The 17102-nt window shown below is 65.6% G+C and carries 14 protein-coding genes and 1 pseudogene; 8 read left to right on the top strand and 7 right to left on the bottom strand.

Going from position 1 to position 17102, the window contains the following annotated elements:
• Positions 1 to 34 precede the first annotated feature (34 nt).
• Together FB597_RS03625 and FB597_RS03620 are read right to left on the bottom strand one after the other, a co-directional pair.
• Complete coding sequence (locus FB597_RS03625) at positions 35 to 766, bottom strand: hypothetical protein (protein ID WP_144768096.1); 732 nt, start codon at positions 764 to 766, stop codon at positions 35 to 37.
• A gap of 108 nt (positions 767 to 874) precedes the next feature.
• Positions 875 to 2821 carry a PhoX family phosphatase gene (locus FB597_RS03620; protein ID WP_144768094.1) on the bottom strand — a complete coding sequence of 649 codons (1947 nt, stop codon included), beginning with the start codon at positions 2819 to 2821 and terminating at the stop codon, positions 875 to 877.
• Between the two features lie 193 nt (positions 2822 to 3014).
• Between FB597_RS03620 and prfB the strand changes: the two genes are divergently transcribed.
• From prfB to FB597_RS03595, 5 genes are all read left to right on the top strand, one after another.
• Positions 3015 to 4119 (top strand): peptide chain release factor 2 gene (gene prfB, locus FB597_RS03615; protein WP_141916427.1). Its coding sequence is split into 2 segments (ribosomal slippage): positions 3015 to 3095 and positions 3097 to 4119, totalling 1104 coding nucleotides; the frame shifts between segments, so codons are not numbered across the junction.
• A 75-nt stretch (positions 4120 to 4194) separates the two neighbouring features.
• Entirely contained in the window at positions 4195 to 5742 is a 1548-nt protein-coding gene (gene lysS, locus FB597_RS03610; RefSeq protein ID WP_144768092.1) for a lysine--tRNA ligase, read from the top strand.
• A gap of 268 nt (positions 5743 to 6010) precedes the next feature.
• Complete coding sequence (locus FB597_RS03605) at positions 6011 to 6625, top strand: glycine zipper 2TM domain-containing protein (RefSeq protein ID WP_144768090.1); 615 nt, start codon at positions 6011 to 6013, stop codon at positions 6623 to 6625.
• A gap of 408 nt (positions 6626 to 7033) precedes the next feature.
• On the top strand, positions 7034 to 7948 hold the full coding sequence (locus FB597_RS03600; RefSeq protein ID WP_144768088.1) for a carboxylesterase: 915 nt from the start codon (positions 7034 to 7036) through the stop codon (positions 7946 to 7948).
• Between the two features lie 145 nt (positions 7949 to 8093).
• Positions 8094 to 8570 carry a DUF4118 domain-containing protein gene (locus FB597_RS03595; protein WP_183405881.1) on the top strand — a complete coding sequence of 159 codons (477 nt, stop codon included), beginning with the start codon at positions 8094 to 8096 and terminating at the stop codon, positions 8568 to 8570.
• 40 nt (positions 8571 to 8610) lie between these two features.
• On the opposite strand, the gene FB597_RS03590 is transcribed toward FB597_RS03595, so the two are convergent.
• Entirely contained in the window at positions 8611 to 9519 is a 909-nt protein-coding gene (locus FB597_RS03590; RefSeq protein WP_144768086.1) for a LysR family transcriptional regulator, read from the bottom strand.
• Positions 9520 to 9686: 167 nt separating this feature from the next.
• On the opposite strand from FB597_RS03590, the gene argC reads away from it, so the two are divergent.
• Positions 9687 to 10619, top strand: coding sequence for an N-acetyl-gamma-glutamyl-phosphate reductase (gene argC / locus FB597_RS03585; RefSeq protein WP_144768084.1), 933 nt, complete (start codon positions 9687 to 9689; stop codon positions 10617 to 10619).
• 102 nt (positions 10620 to 10721) lie between these two features.
• On the opposite strand, the gene FB597_RS03580 is transcribed toward argC, so the two are convergent.
• Positions 10722 to 11114: a nuclear transport factor 2 family protein gene (locus FB597_RS03580; RefSeq protein ID WP_141916412.1), complete on the bottom strand. Its 393-nt coding sequence runs from the start codon at positions 11112 to 11114 to the stop codon at positions 10722 to 10724.
• Positions 11115 to 11297: 183 nt separating this feature from the next.
• Here FB597_RS03580 and FB597_RS03575 point away from each other — a divergent pair, with 183 nt between their 5' ends.
• Both FB597_RS03575 and dhaL read left to right on the top strand, forming a co-directional pair.
• Positions 11298 to 12146: a helix-turn-helix domain-containing protein gene (locus FB597_RS03575; protein WP_144768082.1), complete on the top strand. Its 849-nt coding sequence runs from the start codon at positions 11298 to 11300 to the stop codon at positions 12144 to 12146.
• Between the two features lie 82 nt (positions 12147 to 12228).
• A pseudogene (gene dhaL / locus FB597_RS03570) lies at positions 12229 to 13940 on the top strand (dihydroxyacetone kinase subunit DhaL).
• Positions 13941 to 14023: 83 nt separating this feature from the next.
• Here the strand turns inward: dhaL and FB597_RS03565 are convergent.
• The 3 genes from FB597_RS03565 to FB597_RS03555 all read right to left on the bottom strand — a co-directional run bounded on the left by FB597_RS03565 (position 14024) and on the right by FB597_RS03555 (position 17091).
• Complete coding sequence (locus FB597_RS03565; RefSeq protein WP_141917046.1) at positions 14024 to 15016, bottom strand: TRAP transporter substrate-binding protein; 993 nt, start codon at positions 15014 to 15016, stop codon at positions 14024 to 14026.
• A 92-nt stretch (positions 15017 to 15108) separates the two neighbouring features.
• On the bottom strand, positions 15109 to 16233 hold the full coding sequence (locus tag FB597_RS03560; RefSeq protein ID WP_141916403.1) for a zinc-dependent alcohol dehydrogenase family protein: 1125 nt from the start codon (positions 16231 to 16233) through the stop codon (positions 15109 to 15111).
• A gap of 36 nt (positions 16234 to 16269) precedes the next feature.
• Positions 16270 to 17091, bottom strand: coding sequence for a CoA ester lyase (locus FB597_RS03555; RefSeq protein WP_144768080.1), 822 nt, complete (start codon positions 17089 to 17091; stop codon positions 16270 to 16272).
• Positions 17092 to 17102 lie beyond the last annotated feature (11 nt).

Below are 17102 nucleotides of genomic sequence, written 5' to 3'. Positions count from 1 at the left end.
CGCGACACGATGCGCAAACAGCATGCCCGCCGGATCAGCGTACCGGCAGGAACTGCAGGAACGAACCGCCCAGCAGGTTCTTCACATAGCTGATCCCGGCGCGGCGATATTTCTCGGTGATGAAGGTGGCGAGCAGGTCGAGGCGTCCGACGATCTTGCCGAACTCCCGTTCGAAACTGAGGTTGCGCATGTCGGCGCTGATCTCGTCGGACAGTAGCAGCGGGCCGCCTGCCGCATTGCGGCGGCTGGCCAGGATCCAGGCGCCAATTTCGACATTGCGCGCGGCGTTGTACAGGTGCTGGGCGTCCAGCCCGTCGATGAGGAAAAATTCGATCTTGTTGCCGTGCGCGACAATGAGCATGTCGGCGGTAGCGTAAATGAAGGCGGCCACCCGGTCGCCCTTGAAGTCCGTGCTCAGCGCCAGCGCCATGGCGGCGATATCGCGCTTGCCCTGCAACTCGGGCCAGGGCTGGCGCTTCTCCACAGCATCCCTTACCTTGGCGAGCGCCTCTTCGCGGCTGGCGGCGGTCTTTTTCCATTCCCCCGGGTTACGCCGATAGAGCTTGTCCATCAGCAGGTAGAGCCCGTCGAGGTTGGCGCGCATGGCCAGCGTAGACATCCGGTTGGTGTCGGACTGCCCCATCTCGCGCGAACTGGCGTCCGCGCCCTTGACCTGCCCGTGCGGCGCCGGGGAACTGGCGCAGCCGGCCAGCAAGGCGGTGCACAGCAGCGTGATCGGCAGGAGGCGCGTTCCGGTTATTGTCATCGGCAGGCAAGTGAAAGCAAGCTGATAGGACTGATCCTAGCAGATTGCGTTCACTGCCCGAATGACGATTTCAGGTTGCGCCCTGCCACGGCGCAACCGGATGGGATATCACCCCAGCGGCACGCCGGTCAGGTAGCCCACCGTGGCGCCGAAACGGTCCTTGTAGTTGGCGCGCACCAGCGGATCGAGCGTGGCCTTGACCTTGTCGTGCAAGCCCTTCTCCCAGTCGCCTGCGTGCTGGAAATTGCTCATCACATAGGTCCAGCCATTGATCTCGTCGACCGCTTGCAAGCCGGTCGACTCGGCCCCCGCCGGGCAGGACAGCACGCGCGTCAATGCCTTGGTATCGACGTTGTAGGCCCACAGGAAGTTGTTGACGTGCATGCCGCTGTCTTCGCCGATGAACAGCGTGCGCAGCTTTTCCGAGAACTTGATGTTGTCCGGGTTGGCGATGCTGTCTTGCGCTGCCAGGTTGCCCAGCGCGTCCGGCGTCTTCAGGTCCACGCCCACCAGTTCAGCCGGAGGCGCCATGTCGACCGGCACCCATTCGCTGGCGATAGCATGGCCCGCCGCGTCGCGCTGGCCGCTACGCAGGTTCAAGGCATACACGGCGCCGGCCTTGGGGCCTTGCACCTTGATATGGCCTGAGCCGTCCAGCATCGAGGTCTGCACATAGGACATGGCCGAATAGGCGATCTTGTCGCGCGCGTTGACGGTGGTGCCTTCCATCTTGGTGAAACCCAGGCTGCCGCCGGCCAGCGCGGCGTAGCGGTGGGTTTCGAGGAAGGCCGCGGCCTTTTCCATGCCCGGCTTGAGGCGTATCCAGTTGGTCTTGCCTCCGAACGGAATCTTCGTGAACGAGGCATCCGAAGGATCGCTGGTGCGGATATCCATGATGTCGGCGGCCTTGTAGCGCTCGGCCATGGCCTTGATTTCATCACTGGTGGCGCTGCCCAGCTTGACCCACGACAGCTTGCCGGCCCCCGGGCCGACGCCCGAGACCTGGTTCCAGCGCGCCACATACAGGGTACCCGCCGACAGGTCGGCCGCGCGCTCGGCGATGAACATGAACAGGCCGCCATTGGTGGCGTCGTCGCCCATCAGCACGGTGCGCCGGTCGGGCATGACCTGCACCAGTTCGTGCGAGATGCGGCCCAGGCAATAATGCTTTTTGATCGAACCGGTGCCGTCGGCATGTACCGTGACTTCGGGCAAGTGGCCGTAGTGGTAGGGATTGGCGCGGGTTTCGTCGCCGTACAGGTTCTTGCTGAAGGCCTTGAATTGCGGGTTGGAAGCGATGGCCGCGGCGTCCGGCTCGTACTCTTCGCTGGAGAGGTGGGTGTTCCACGGCGACAGGCTGGCGCCGCAGGTGATCCACAGGCCGTTGACCTGCGAAGTGTCGACATTGTGGTACCTGACCAGCGACAGCTTGCCCGAGGACGGGTCCTGGTCCAGCGTCAGCACCGCGATCGGCGATGGCAACTGGCCGTACATCGCGGCCTGCTTCTGGTCGCGCGTGGTGTATTCGAACTGCACCACGGCGAACACCGTATTGCCCTTCACGCCGGGCACGCTGGCGCCCTTGACGGTCAGCAGCGACGAGCCGTCCGGGCAGTCCGAGAAGAACTGGCGCTCCTTGCCCGGCACCGAGCGGTCGATGATCGGATTGTTGTTGATATCGACATAACCGCCGGCCAGGATGGCGCCGCCACGGCCGTCCGGCACCATGTCGCCGGTCATGAAGAAAGGCTGGTAGGCCAGCTGGTAGGTCTGCTTGCTGCCGTCGGCGAACGCCACCTCCAGCGCCGAGCCCACGGTGGTGCTGGCCATCGCCGCCGGATCGGCCAGGGTCGGCGCCGGCATGCCGGTGAAACGGGCCGACACGAAAGGCTTGCCCGCGCCCGGCGTGGCGCAGGCCGATAACATGGCGGCGGCGCCGCCGGCCAGCGGCAGCAGCGGCGCGGCGGCCAACGCCTTGAGCAGGCCGCGGCGGCCTGCCTGCGGGATGCCGTCTGGGGCGTCGGATTGGATGGCGTGTTGCTCAGGCTGTCTCATTGATGTTTCTCCGTATCAACGTATCAACTTAAGGGACCCGCGGCGCATTGCGCCCGAGGCGGCGTCAGTGTTTTGTCAGTCATGCAAGCGCTGCGATGGTAGCGGCCGAAAATGACAGGCTTGTGACGGGGCGGCAGCCGAATTGGCGCGCTCCTCTTGTATAATGTGCGGTTTGATCGCAAAAGAAACCATCATGGAAGCAGAACGCCTCAATTCCCTCCAATCCCTGCTCGACGACCTGGCCACCCGCGCCACCGAGCTACGGAGGTATCTTTGACTTCGATGTGAAGTCGGAGAAACTCGAACAAGTCAACGCCGAACTGGAAGACCCGAACGTCTGGAACGACCAGAAGCGGGCGCAGGACCTCGGCAAGGAAAAGAAATCGCTGGAAGCGATTGTCCACACCCTCATCAAGATCGACGCCGACCTCGGCGACGCCAAGGATCTCTTCGAGATGGCGCGCGAGGAAAAGGATGAAGACACCATCGCCTCCATCGAAAGCGATGCCGAAGGCCTGAAGAAGCTGGTGGAAGAAATGGAATTCCGCCGCATGTTCAGCGGCCAGATGGATGCCAACAACTGCTTCATCGACATCCAGGCCGGCGCCGGCGGCACCGAGGCGCAGGACTGGGCGTCGATGCTGCTGCGCCAGTACCTGCGCTATTGCGAGCGCAAGGGCTTCAAGGCCGAGATCCTGGAACAGTCCGACGGCGAAGTGGCCGGCATCAAGACCGCCACCATCAAGGTCGAAGGCGACTACGCCTACGGCTTCCTGCGCACCGAGACCGGCGTGCACCGCCTGGTGCGCAAGTCGCCGTTCGACTCGAGCAACGGCCGCCATACCTCGTTCTCGAGCCTGTTCGTCTACCCGGAAGTGGACGAATCCTTCGACATCGAGATCAACCCGGCCGACGTGCGCGTGGATACCTACCGCGCCTCCGGCGCCGGCGGCCAGCACATCAACAAGACCGACTCCGCGGTGCGCCTGACGCACGCGCCGTCCGGCATCGTCGTGCAATGCCAGAACGACCGCAGCCAGCACCGCAACCGCGCCGAAGCGTGGGAAATGCTCAAGTCCAAGCTGTTCGAGCTGGAACTGCGCAAGCGCATGAGCGAGCAGCAGAAGCTGGAAGACTCCAAGACCGACGTCGGTTGGGGCCACCAGATCCGCTCCTACGTGCTGGACCAGTCCCGCATCAAGGACCTGCGCACCAACCATGAAACCGGCAACACCAAGGCGGTGCTCGACGGCGACCTCGACGACTTCATCGCCGCTTCGCTGAAACAGGGCGTCTGACGGCGCGCGCCGCGGAGCCCCGGCTCCACGGCGCCGCCGCCTCCGACCGACCGTTCAACATTCAAGATTCCAACCATGACCACGCAAAACAACAACGCCGCCCAGCCGGCACCTGCCGCCGACGAGAACAGCATCATCGCCGAGCGCCGCGCCAAGCTGGCCGCCATCCGCGAACAGGGCATCGCCTTCCCCAACGACTTCCGCCCGGCCGACAAGGCTTCCGAGCTGCACGCCAAATACGACGGGCTTGAGAACGAAGCGCTGGAAGCCAACCCGGTGAACGTCTCGGTGGCCGGGCGCATGATGTTGAAGCGGGTCATGGGCAAGGCCGCCTTCGCCACCCTGCAGGACGCCTCGGGCGAGCGCGCCGACGGCCGCATCCAGCTTTACGTGACCAAGGACGTGACCGGCGACGAAGCCATGGCCGCCTTCAAGCATTACGACCTGGGCGACATCCTGGGCGCCGAAGGCACGCTGTTCAAGACCAAGACCGGCGAGCTGTCGGTCAAGGTGACCCGCCTCAAGCTGATCACCAAGTCGCTGCGCCCGCTGCCGGACAAGTTCCACGGCCTGGCCGACCAGGAAATGAAGTACCGCCAGCGCTACGTCGACCTGATCATGAGCGAGGAAACCCGCCGCACCTTCAAGGCGCGCACCGCGGCCATGTCGTCGATCCGCCGCTTCATGGAGACCAACGGCTTCATGGAAGTGGAAACCCCGATGCTGCACCCGATCCCGGGCGGCGCCGCGGCCAAGCCCTTCATCACCCACCACAACGCGCTGGACATGCAGATGTTCATGCGCATCGCCCCCGAGCTGTACCTCAAGCGCCTGGTGGTGGGCGGCTTCGAGCGCGTGTTCGAAATCAACCGCAACTTCCGCAATGAAGGCGTCTCGCCGCGCCACAATCCGGAATTCACGATGATGGAGTTCTATGCCGCCTACGTGGATTACCAGTGGCTGATGGGCTTCACCGAACAGGTGATCCGCCAGGCCGCGATCGATGCCCACGGCACCGCCACCCTGACCTACCAGGGCCGCGAGCTGGACCTGTCCAAGCCGTTCGACCGCCTGACCATCACCGGCGCCATCGTCAAGTACGCGCCGCAATACACCGAGGCGCAACTGGCCGATATCGCGTTCCTGCGCACCGAACTGAAGAAGTTCGGCGTCAAGACCGACCAGGCGCCGCTGGCCGGCGCCGGCATCGGCGCGCTGCAGCTGGCGCTGTTCGAAGAGACCGCCGAATCGCAGTTGTGGAACCCGACCTACATCATCGACTACCCGGTTGAAGTCTCGCCGCTGGCGCGCGCCTCCGATACCGTGCCGGGCATTACCGAGCGCTTCGAGCTGTTCATCACCGGCCGCGAGATCGCCAACGGCTTCTCCGAGCTCAACGACGCCGAAGACCAGGCCGCGCGCTTCCAGGCGCAAGTGGCCGCCAAGGACGCCGGCGACGAGGAGGCGATGTACTACGACGCCGACTACATCCGCGCGCTGGAATACGGCATGCCGCCGGCCGGCGGCTGCGGCATCGGCATCGACCGCCTGATGATGCTGATCACCGATTCGCCCAACATCCGCGACGTGATCCTGTTCCCGCACCTGCGCCGCGAAGACTGAATCCCGCTCTCCCGCGCGCTTTCCCGCACCCCGGCTCCGGGGTGCGGGCGCCGTCCCTGTCCCGCCGACGCAACATTGCCGCGGCGACAACATCCATCCCCCTCCAACCGTGCCCTGCGCGCCTTCTCTGCTGCCCAGCCGGCAAGCGGCCGGTTTCCCCCTCCCTGCCATTACAAGTTTTTACAACTGACACACTATCCCGATTTTTTTCGACGACATACCTCGCCATAATCACCATCACATCAACACAATAAATGGAGAGGCCATCATGGACACTACCGTAGCCAAGCAATCGTCTTCGAACCGTCTGCACCCGCTGGTCGCCGGCGCGGCCGTTGCCGTCATCCTGGCCAGCCTGGTCGGCGTCGCCGCCATCACCGGCTTGCTGCCGAGCTCGAACAGCGCCAACTCGCCGCAACAAGCGACGGCCATGGAACAGCAGGCCAACCAGCCGCAGTCCAATGTCCAGCAACCCGTGCCGCCCCAACGGGCTCCGGTCAGGCAAGCCGCAATGGCCGGCGCGCCCAGCCAGGCAGCCCCGGCTGCCATCTGCAATAGCTGCGGCGAAGTGGTCGCCGTGCGCGCGATACAGCACACCCCCAGCACCAGCGGCGTAGGCATTGCCGGCGGCGCCATCGTCGGCGGCCTGCTGGGCAACCAGATCGGCGGCGGCACCGGCCGTACGCTGGCCACGGTGGCTGGCGCGGTAGGCGGCGGCTATGCCGGCAACGAAGTGGAAAAACATGCCCGCATCACCACCAGCTATGTGGTCGACGTGCGGATGGAAAATGGCAAGACCCGCAGCTTCCCGCAAACCGCCGACAACTGGCGCCCCGGCGACCAGGTGCGCGTCGTCAACGGCCATCTGGAAGGCCGCGGCTAACCAGCCAGCAAAAACGACAGGCAAGCCCTCTGCCCGGCCCTTCGATGCAAATCGAAGGGCTTTTTTCATTGGGCGGGATTTCCCCTTGCCGGCGGTCGATTTCATGGCGGCAAGGCGGCGCATGTAAACCAAGGAGGGTGGTGTTGCGTTAGAAGCGGATGGCATCGCCCGACTCCCATCCATTGAAACTCCCCCGCCCGCATGGACGCATCGGAACGATTAACGCTGGCAACATTCAGCCCGGACGGTTAGACTTTTGCAAAAAAGCCCGCCCGCGCCACGGGCGACCATCGGAAATGCATCCGGGAAACACAGAGCGCGCGCCAGGCAGCCGCGCCATCCTGCATGCTCGGGGGCGAATGGTTCGCCAGAAAGATTGCCGGCTTGAATGCGGGCGAATAATGATTTATGGACTTACCGTCATCCACTGACATCACGGCAGCCGTCACCGGCTCGTCGCAGGCTGAAGAACGCCACGGCGGTCCGCACAAGGAACATGCCGTCATCCTGCTGCACGGCTTGTGCGGCTCCCTGCTCGAGCTGGGCTCGATCCCCAAGCAATTGAAGAAGGCCGGTTGCGCCGTCATCCCGATGACCATCGACAACTATTCCGCCTCGCTCACCGATCCGCGCGTCTCGCCCAATTGGGAAGACTGGTGCGCCGCCGTCGAAAGCAAGGTGGCGCGCCTGCGGGAAGAGTTCAAGACGGTTTCCGTCTGCGGCCTCAGCATGGGCGCGACGCTGGCGCTGGCGGTCGCCTCCCGCAGCAACGAGCTGCTGAGCGTGGTGCTCCTGTCGCCGGTGCTGCAATACGACGGCTGGTCGGTGCCGTGGTACCAGAAGCTGCTGAGGCTGGTCTACGACGCCGGCATCCGCAACTGGTCGTACAAGGAAAGCGAACCCTACGGCATCAAGAATTTCGACATGCGCCGGCGCGTGGCCAACGCCCTCGAAAAGGACGGCGTGGCGGCGGTCGGCGCGGCGTCGATACCGGCGCGCCACCTGCGCGCGGCGCAACGGATGATGGCGTATGTGCGCGCGTCGCTGCCGCTGGTGCGCGCCAACACGCTCATCATCCACTCGATCGACGACGAAACCGCCTCCCCGAAGAATGCGGAAATCATCCTGCAAGCCATTTCCTCGGAAGTACGCAAGGTGATCTGGCTGGGCGACTGCTACCACATCATCACCGTCGACAACGAGCGCGAGATCGTCACCAACGAAACGGTGATGTTCATCAAGCGCGGCATCGACCTGCACGGCAATGAACTGTCGCGCAAGTACCTGGCGCACTCCTCGCCGCTGAAAGACCGCCGCCAGTAGGCCGGCGCCCCTGAATACGACATCGGCCGCATGAAAAAAGGCTGCCGTAAGTTCTTCGACAGACAAGTTTCTTAACATGAGGCCATTGCACCGTGCTGCAATGCAAGAGAAGATGGATCCGACCCGCACCCACTCCAGAGCCGTCATGAGCCTGATCAAACTCAAAAATGCAAAAAGCTGGCGCCCGCAGGGGTTGCGGCCGCTCTACATGAGCGTGGTCGGGTTCATCGTGGCCTTCGGCCTGCGTTACGCGCTGGCCCCGTTCGTCGACGAGGCGCTGTCGATGTTGTTTTTCGCGGTCAATTGCATCGTCATCAGCTACCTGGCCGGTTACCTCTATGCATTGGGGCTGCTGGCGGTCAGCATTCCCACCGCGATGTTCTTCTTCCGCAAGCCGTTCTACATGATCGACGGCATCAACGACAAGGACATCTTCATGATCATCGTCTACACCGTGATCGTCATGACCGCCTCCATCATCATCGAATGGCTGCAGCGCGAGCGCTATGCCGCCGTACTGCAGCAGCGCGTCTCCGAAACCCGCTACCAGTTGCTGATCGAATCGGACCAGGCGCGCCGCGCCGAATATGGAAAACAGTTCGAAGGCGGCGCCGAAAGCTGAGAAACCGCCCTTCCGCCCCCTCCCTGCGTCGCCCCTTCGCTCAAGCCTGCCTGAGCGCCCATAAGGCATCCAGCATGTACTGCGTGGCCGGCTCCGGTTGACCGGTCCGGTGCGCAATCCCCAGCGGCCGCCACAGTTTCGGCTTGAGCGGCCGCATGGCAATGCGCGGGTCGGCCGGCGGCACGTCCGTTTGCTGCTGGCCCCGCTGTCCTACCTCATGCGGCAGCAAGGTAGCGCCATAACCTGCCGCCACCAGGCTTTTCACCGCATCGTTGAAATTGAGCTGGATGCGCGCCGCCGGATGTTCGCCCGCGGCCGCGAACCACTCCGCCGTCAGGCGCGACAGCCGCGTATTGGGCGCATTGAGGATCAGCGGCTGCGCCGCCAGCCATTGCGGCGTGACCGTGCGCGGCGCATTCCAGCCGGCCGGCACAAACGCCATCACCGGATCGCGCCGCCACGGTTTGACCGACAAGCCGTCCACCGCCGCCTGCGGCAGCGCCACCAGGCCGATATCGAGGGTGCCGCCGGACAGGCGCGCCAGGGTCTCTTCCGATGTCAGCACCATGACCTGCACATCGATGCCGGGATGGCTTTGCCCCACCATTTCCAGCGCCTGCGGCAACAGGTAGGCAATGGCGCCGGTCGACGCCCCCAGTCGCACCCGCCCCTCCAGCCCCTGCACCTGGCGCTTGACCTCCTCCAAGGCCTGCTCGGCATCGGCCAGCAATTGCCGCGCCCGGGCCACCAGCGTCTCGCCCACGCCCGAGGGCCGGACCCGGCCGCGCTGGCGCAGCAGCAAGGTCGCGCCGATGCGGCTTTCCAGTTCGCTGATATGCAGGCTTACCGTGGGCGGCGCCAGATGCAAGGCCCGCGCGGCAGCGGCAAAAGAACCCAGGTCGACAATGGCGACCAGGGTACGCAGGCGGTCGAGATTGAGTTCGCGCATGGTGGCTGGTGGAAACAGGTTGGATTGGCTCGGATTCCGGTACTCATTCAGAAAACCTGAATCATCCCTTTTAAATATTCAACTTTTCCAATTATAGGGTTTATCGCAAGATAGCTGCCTGACCCCATTTCACCGCGCCGTACCGGCGCACCGACAGGAGAACCACCGTGAGCAAGCTTCCGCTGATTTTCATCGACGGCGACCAGGGCACCACCGGCCTGCAAATCAATGAACGCCTGCGCGGCCGCACCGACCTGCGCCTGCTGAGCTTGCCGTCGGCCGAGCGCAAGGACCCGCGGCGCCGCGCCGAGGCCATCAACTCGGCCGACATCGCCCTGCTGTGCCTGCCGGACGCCGCCGCGCGCGAAGCCGTGTCGCTGATCGACAACCCCAAGGTACGCGTCATCGACGCCAGCTCGGCGCACCGCACCGATCCCCAATGGACCTATGGGTTTCCGGAAATGGCCTCCGGCCAGTCCGAACGCATCGCCGCCGCGCTGCGCGTGACCAACCCCGGCTGCTACCCGACCGGCGCCATCGCCCTGCTGCGCCCGCTGGTGCAGGCCGGATTGGTGCCGGCCGACTATCCGCTGGCGATCCACGCGGTATCGGGCTATTCCGGCGGCGGCCGGGCCCAGGTCGAACAATACGAAGGTCCGGACGCCGCCAACGCGGCGCCCTTCGTCACGTACGGCCTGGCCTTGCAACACAAGCATCCGCCGGAAATGCAGTTGCACGCCGACCTGTCGCAGCGCCCGATCTTCGTGCCGTCCTACGGCGCTTTCCGCCAGGGCATCGTGCTGACCATCGCCCTGCATGCGCGCCTGCTGCCCGCGCATGCCGGCCAGGAACAACTGCGTGCGGCGCTGCAGCGCCACTATGCAGGCGCACGCCACATCAAGGTGCTGGCGGCCGGGCAAGGCGCCGCCGCCGAACGCCTCGACCCCACCATGCACAACAACAGCAACGACATGACGCTGGGCGTATTCGGCAACGATGGGGAAGGCCACATCCTGCTGTGCGCGGTGTTCGACAACCTGGGCAAGGGCGCCTCGGGCGCGGCGGTGCAGAACCTGGATCTGATGCTGCGCGCCCTGTGAGCCGGCACAGGCGGAAAACCCAAAAGCCGGCAGCCTCCGGGCCGCCGGCTTTTTACGTCATCGATTGATGGTCGATTGATGATCGATTGACGGCAACCGTGTTCAGGCATGCTCCGGGATCTGGTCGAGAAAACCGGTAACGTCCTTGATACGGCCATCCTCCAGCACCACGAAATCGGTGCCCTTGACCGGGCCATCCGCGCCATCGGGCCCCAGCGACCACGAAAAACGCAGGTAGGAACCGTGCAGGTCGGGCGTGCCCAGCAGGCTGAACTTCCAGCCCGGAAAACGGTTCTGCACGGCCCCGATCAGCCCGTCGATCTGCTCGCGGCCGGCGCCGCTCATCATCGGATCGACGTAACTGGGCGCGTCGCTCCATGCCGACTCCAGCAGCAGCTTGCGTTGCTGCGGATCGCTGGCGTTCCAGGTGTCGAGATAGCTGTGGGCGAGAATGGCGGCATTGGTTTGTACGGTGCTCTGGCTGGCGTTGCTCATGCTGCTCTCCTTCAAGGTAATGAGGTAAGGGCAAATAAATAAACTCGATCGATTGCCGCGGCGCTGCTTCGGACTTCTCCCGTTCGTCACGGTGAGTGAACTATCGCCGCCTTCGCGCGGCCAGTCGATTACCTGCGAGGTAATGGACTGCACGCACGCCGTTGCGCTATCCTGCGCAGCATCATGAGCGCTCCCTCCTCCCCAGCCTCTCCAGCCTCCCTTGGCGACCACCTGCGGCACTGGCGCCAGCAACGGCGCCTGAGCCAGCTGGAGCTGGCTTGCGATGCCGGCATCTCGGCCCGCCACCTGAGCTTCATCGAAACCGGGCGCTCGCAGCCCAGCGCCGAACTGCTGCTGCGCCTGGCCCAACAGCTCGACATTCCGCTGCGCAACCGCAACAGCATGCTGTTGGCGGCCGGCTATGCGCCGCGCTACCGGGAGCGCCCGCTGGACGATAAGGCCATGCAGCAGACGCGCAGCGCCATCGAAGCCATCCTGCATGCGCATGAACCCTATCCGGCGCTGGCGGTGGACGGCCACTGGCACATGCTCATGGCCAACCGCGCGCTGGCGCCGCTGCTGCAAGGGGTGGACGGCGCACTGCTGCAGGGGCAAGTCAACGTTCTGCGCCTGTCGCTGCATCCGCGCGGCGTCGCGCCGGCCATCATCAACCTCAGGCAATGGCGTGCGCATCTGCTGCACCGGCTCTCGCACCAGGCCGCGCAGACCGCGGATCCCTTCCTCTCGGCTTTGCTGGAAGAACTGGCCGCCTATCCCGACGAAAACAGCTTCAGCGCCGCGCAGCCCGCTGCGGCACATGACGGCGGCGACGCCATCGCCGTGCCGTTGCGCCTGCATGCGCCCGGCGCGCCGGGAAACCAGCTCTCCCTCATCAGCACCACCATGGTCTTCGGCACGCCGCAAGACATCACGCTCTCCGAACTCGCCGTGGAAACCTTCCTGCCGGCCGATGGCGGCACGGCCCAGGCGCTGCGCGACATGCTGGCCGGCAGCGCCGGGCTGTCGTCCTGAGGATCGGCCGTATCGGCTAGAATTCCCGGAGCCACCGCACGTGGTTTCCATCAGACCGACAAAGAACAAGGACCAGCGAGACATGAAGAAACTCATCAACGACGTCGCCCATGTCGTCCCCGACATGCTGGCCGGCCTGGCCGCACTGCACCCTCACCTGTCGCTCTTGCAGGGCAAGAACATCGTGCTGCGCGCCGACGCCCGCGAGGCTGCCGCACGCGGCGAAGTCGCGCTGATTTCGGGTGGCGGCGCCGGCCATGAGCCGGCACACGGCGGTTACGTTGGCGCCGGCATGCTCAGCGCGGCCGTGGCCGGCGAAGTATTCACCTCGCCTTCCACCGACGCCGTGCTGGATGCCATCCGTGCCGTCGCCGGCCCGGCCGGCGTGCTGTTGATCGTGAAAAACTACACCGGCGACCGCCTCAACTTCGGCCTCGCGGCCGAGATCGCGCGCGCCCAGGGGATCGCGGTGGAGATGGTGGTGGTGGCTGACGATGTCGCCCTGTCGGCCCATGGCGACCATGCCGGACGACGTGGCTTGGCCGGTACCGTGCTGGTGCACAAGATCGCCGGCGCCGCGGCCGCCCGGGGGCATCCCTGGCCGAGGTGGCGCAAGCCGCGCGCGCAGCCGCCGCCGCGATGGGCACCATGGGCGTGGCGCTCACGCCCTGCACCGTTCCTGCCGCAGGCAAGCTCGGCTTCACGCTGGCCGACAACGAAATCGAATGGGGCCTGGGCATCCACGGCGAAGCCGGCATCGAGCGCGGCATGCTGGTATCGGCCGATGAAGCCGTGGCGCGCCTGCTGCGGCAGATCGCCGACGACCTCAAGCTGGAGCACGGCGATCGCGTCGCCCTGCTGGTCAACAACCTGGGCGGCACGCCGGCCAGCGAACTGGACATCGTCGCCGGCGCGGCAATGAAGCTGCTGGCGCAGCGCGGCATCCGGGTCGAACGCGCCTGGGCCGGCACCTTCCTGTCGGCGCTGGAGATGGCGGGCATTTCCTTGACCCTGCTGCGCGTGGACGAGCAACGCCTGGCGCTGCTGGATGCGGCAACACCAGCCCCGGCCTGGCCGTCCACCGGTGGGCGCGTGGCGGCCGCGGCCGACGCCGCGATGCACGTCGCCCCCGTCCCCCCGCCGTCCGCCCACACCGAACGCCTGTCGCGCGACGCCCAACTGCGCCGCGTGATCGATGCCGTCTGCGCCTGCCTGGAACAGGCCGAACCCGTGCTGACCGACATGGACCAGAAGGTCGGCGACGGCGACCTCGGCATCAGCATGGCGCGCGCCGCGCAAGGCATACGCGAAGAGATCGGCGACTGGCCGTCGGAACAGGATCCGGCCGCGGTATTGCGCGCCATGTCGTCCACCGTGCGCCGCGTGGTCGGCGGCACCTCGGGGCCGTTGTACGCGATCATGCTCATGCGCGCCGCCGCCAGCCTGGAACAGCAAGGCCGCGCCGATGCCGCAGGCTGGGCCGCCGCTTTCAGCGAAGCGGTGGCCGGCGTGATGGAACTGGGCGGCGCCAGGGCCGGCGACCGCACCATGGTCGACGCATTGCTGCCGGCCGCCGAGGCGATGCGCTCTGCCCTGTCATCCTCGGCCGATGCCCATGCCGCCGTTGCCGCCGCCGCGACCGCCGCCGCCGAAGGCGCCAGCGCCACGGCAGCGATGGTGCCGCGGCGCGGCCGCTCCAGCTATATCGGCCAGCGCGCGCTGGGCCACCCGGATCCGGGCGCGCATGCCGCCGCCTTGTGGCTCGCGTCGGTACGGGATGCCCTGAAGTCCTGAGGCGCCTTGGGCACGCCGCAAAAAAAATCGGCCCGCATCGCTGCGGGCCGATTCTTGCAACAAGGCAGCCGGCGTCAGTTCGGTCAGTTCATCTTCACGCCAGCGGCTTCGCTTTCCTTGTAGATGGCGTCGATCAGGTCCTTGCCGACGCGCGACGCCATGCTCTTGTGCACGGTCATCAATGCCTTGCGCCACTCGGCCTTTTCTTCATCGCTCAGGTAATAGACCTTGGTCTTGCCGGAGGCCTTGATGGCGGCCAGCGCATCGTCGTTTTCCTTCTGCGCGATGGTGTTGGCATAGGCAGTGGCCTCCTTCATCGCCCCTTCCAGCTGGGTGCGGACATCGGCCGGCAGCGAATCCCAGAACTTCTTGTTCACGATCACCGCATAGCCGATGTAACCGTGGTCGGACACCGTCAGGTTGGTCTGCACCTCATGCATTTTTTGCGTGAAGACGTTCGAAGGCGTGTTCTCGCTGCCATCCACCACGCCGGTCTGCATCGCCTGGTACACCTCGGAGAACGCCAGCACCTGCGGATTGGCCTTCAGGGCGCGGAATTGTTCGTCCAGCACCTTGGAGGACTGGATGCGCATCTTCAAGCCACGGAAGTCCGAGACCTTGTGCAAGGGCTTGTTGGCCGTCATCACCTTCATGCCGTTGTCCCAGTAGGCCAGCCCCTTGATGCCCTTGCCTTCCAGCTTCTGGAACAGCCCCTGGCCGACCGCTCCTTCGGTCACGCGCTGCAGCACCGTGCGGTTGGGGAAGATGTAAGGCAGGTCGAACACCTCGAACTCCTTCACGCCCAGCGGGCCGAACTTGGCCAGCGACGGTGCCAGCATCTGCACCGCGCCCAGTTGCAACGCTTCCAGCTCTTCCTTGTCCTTGTACAGCGTGCTGTTCGGATAGACCTCGACCTTCACGCGGCCGTGGGTGGCCTTCTCGGCCAGTTCCTTGAAACGCTCGGCGCCCTTGCCCTTGGGCGTGTCGTTGGCCACCACGTGGCTGAACTTGATGACGATGGGCTGCTGCGCGTATGCAAATGGCGAGTGCAGCGCCAGGGCGCCCAGGCCGGCCATGGCAATGGCGGCCTGGATCGCCCTTCTCGTGCTGCTGAATGTTTTTTTGGTCATGCCGGGTCTCCTCCTTGTGATGCCTCCGCGCGGAGGCGTTAAAACACGATCAGGTCCCGCAATCCTTCGCCGCTGTGCAAACGGTCGAAGCCGCGGTTGATATCGGCCAGCGCCATGCGCTCGCCCATCAGTTTGTCGATCGGCAGGCGGCCGGCCTGGTACAGCCCGATGTAGCGCGGGATGTCGCGCAGCGGCACGCAGGAACCGATGTAACTGCCCTTGACCGTACGTTCCTCGGCCACCAGGCTGACCTGCTGCAGCGGCCAGCGCGCGTCCGGCGGCGGCAGGCCGGCGGTCACCGTCATGCCGCCGCGGCGCGTCATGCGGTAGGCCATTTCCATCGCCTGCACCGAGCCGGCCATCTCGAACGCGTAATCGACGCCACCCTTGGTGAGCGCCTTGACCTTCTCCACCGCATCCGGGTCGCGCGCGTTCACGGTGGCCGTGGCGCCCAGCGACTTCGCCACTTCCAGCTTGCTGTCGTGCAGGTCGACCGCGATCACCTCGCGCGCGCCGGAGGCCAGCGCCCCCAGCATCGTGCACAGGCCGACGCCGCCCAGGCCCAGCACCACCGCGCTGGTGCCGGCCTTGACCTCGGCCGTATTGACCGCCGCGCCCACGCCGGTCAACACCGCGCAGCCGAACAGCGCCGCCTCGACCGGATCGATGTCGGCCTCGACCTTGACGCAGGAACGGCGCGACACCACCGCATGGTCGGCAAAGGCCGACACGCCCATGTGATGGTTCACATGCCCACCCTGCTGATGCAGGCGGCGCTGGCCCGACAGCAGTTCGCCCAGCGTATTGGTCGCGGCGCCCGGTTCGCACAGCGCCGGCCGGCCCTCCATGCAAGGCATGCAATGGCCGCAGCTGGGCACGAACACCAGCACCACCGGGTCGCCGGCGCGCAGGTCGGTCACGCCGCTGCCCACCTGCACCACCTCGGCCGACGCCTCATGCCCCAGCGCCATCGGCACCGGGCGCGGACGCACGCCGGTAATCACCGACAGGTCCGAATGGCACAGGCCCGCGGCCTTCATCTTCACCAACACCTCGCCCGGACCGGGCGGATCCAGTTCCAGCTCTTCTATCTTCAGCGGCTGGCTCTGCGCAAATGGGTGGACGTCGGTCATTTCGCGCAATACGGCGGCCTGGATTTTCATGTCTCGCTCCTTAGCTGTTGGGAAGAAACATTCAGGTTACACGACGCCGCCGCGTTGCAGGAAGCGCTGCGCCTGCAGGATCACCGGCTTGTCGATCATCTTGCCGTCCAGCGAAATGGCGCCGCCGTCGCTCTTGTCCACGGCCGCCATCACCGCCTTCGCCCAGGCCAGTTCCCCTGCCGTGGGGCGAAAGCCTGCGTTGACCGCCGCCACTTGCCTGGGATGGATGCACAGCTTGGCGCCGAAACCCAGGCGCAGCGAGCGCTGCACGGCGGCCGCCAGGAACGGCATGTCATCGAACGTGGTGGTCACGCCATCGATGGGCGGCGCGATCCCGGCCAGACGCGAGGCCAGCACCATCTCCACCCGCAAGTGCGCCAGCTCGCTCTCGATGGCATCGCATTGCATGCCCAGGTCCACCTGCAGGTCGATGGAGCCGAAGGCCAGCCGCGCCACGCCGGCCGTACGCGCGATGTCGCGCATGGCGGCGATGCCGGCCGCAGTCTCGATCAGGGCGATCACGCCCTGCCTGTGCTCCTTCAAGCGTCTGGCGATGGCGGCAACGGCCGCCGGATGCTCCGCCTTGGGCAGCACGATGCCGGCGATGTCCATACCGGCAAAAGCGGCCACATCGGCTTCGTGCCAGGCGGTGTCCGCGGCATTGACGCGCACCCACAACCTGGGTTGCGCGCCGTTGTGCCGCAGCCATCCGGCCAGCGCGGCGCGCGCCTCATCCTTCAATTGCGGTCCGACGGCGTCCTCCAGATCGACGATCACCGCGTCGGCGCCGCTGTCCAACGCCTTGGCATAACGATCGGTACGATTGGCCGGCACGAACAGGTAGCTGGCTGCGGACATCGTCTGCGGCG

It is taken from the genome of Herbaspirillum sp. SJZ099 (assembly GCF_007828355.1).
Lineage (GTDB): Bacteria > Pseudomonadota > Gammaproteobacteria > Burkholderiales > Burkholderiaceae_D > Herbaspirillum.
Note: the sequence above shows the minus strand (reverse complement) of the source record. Positions and strands in the feature narration are given on the sequence as shown.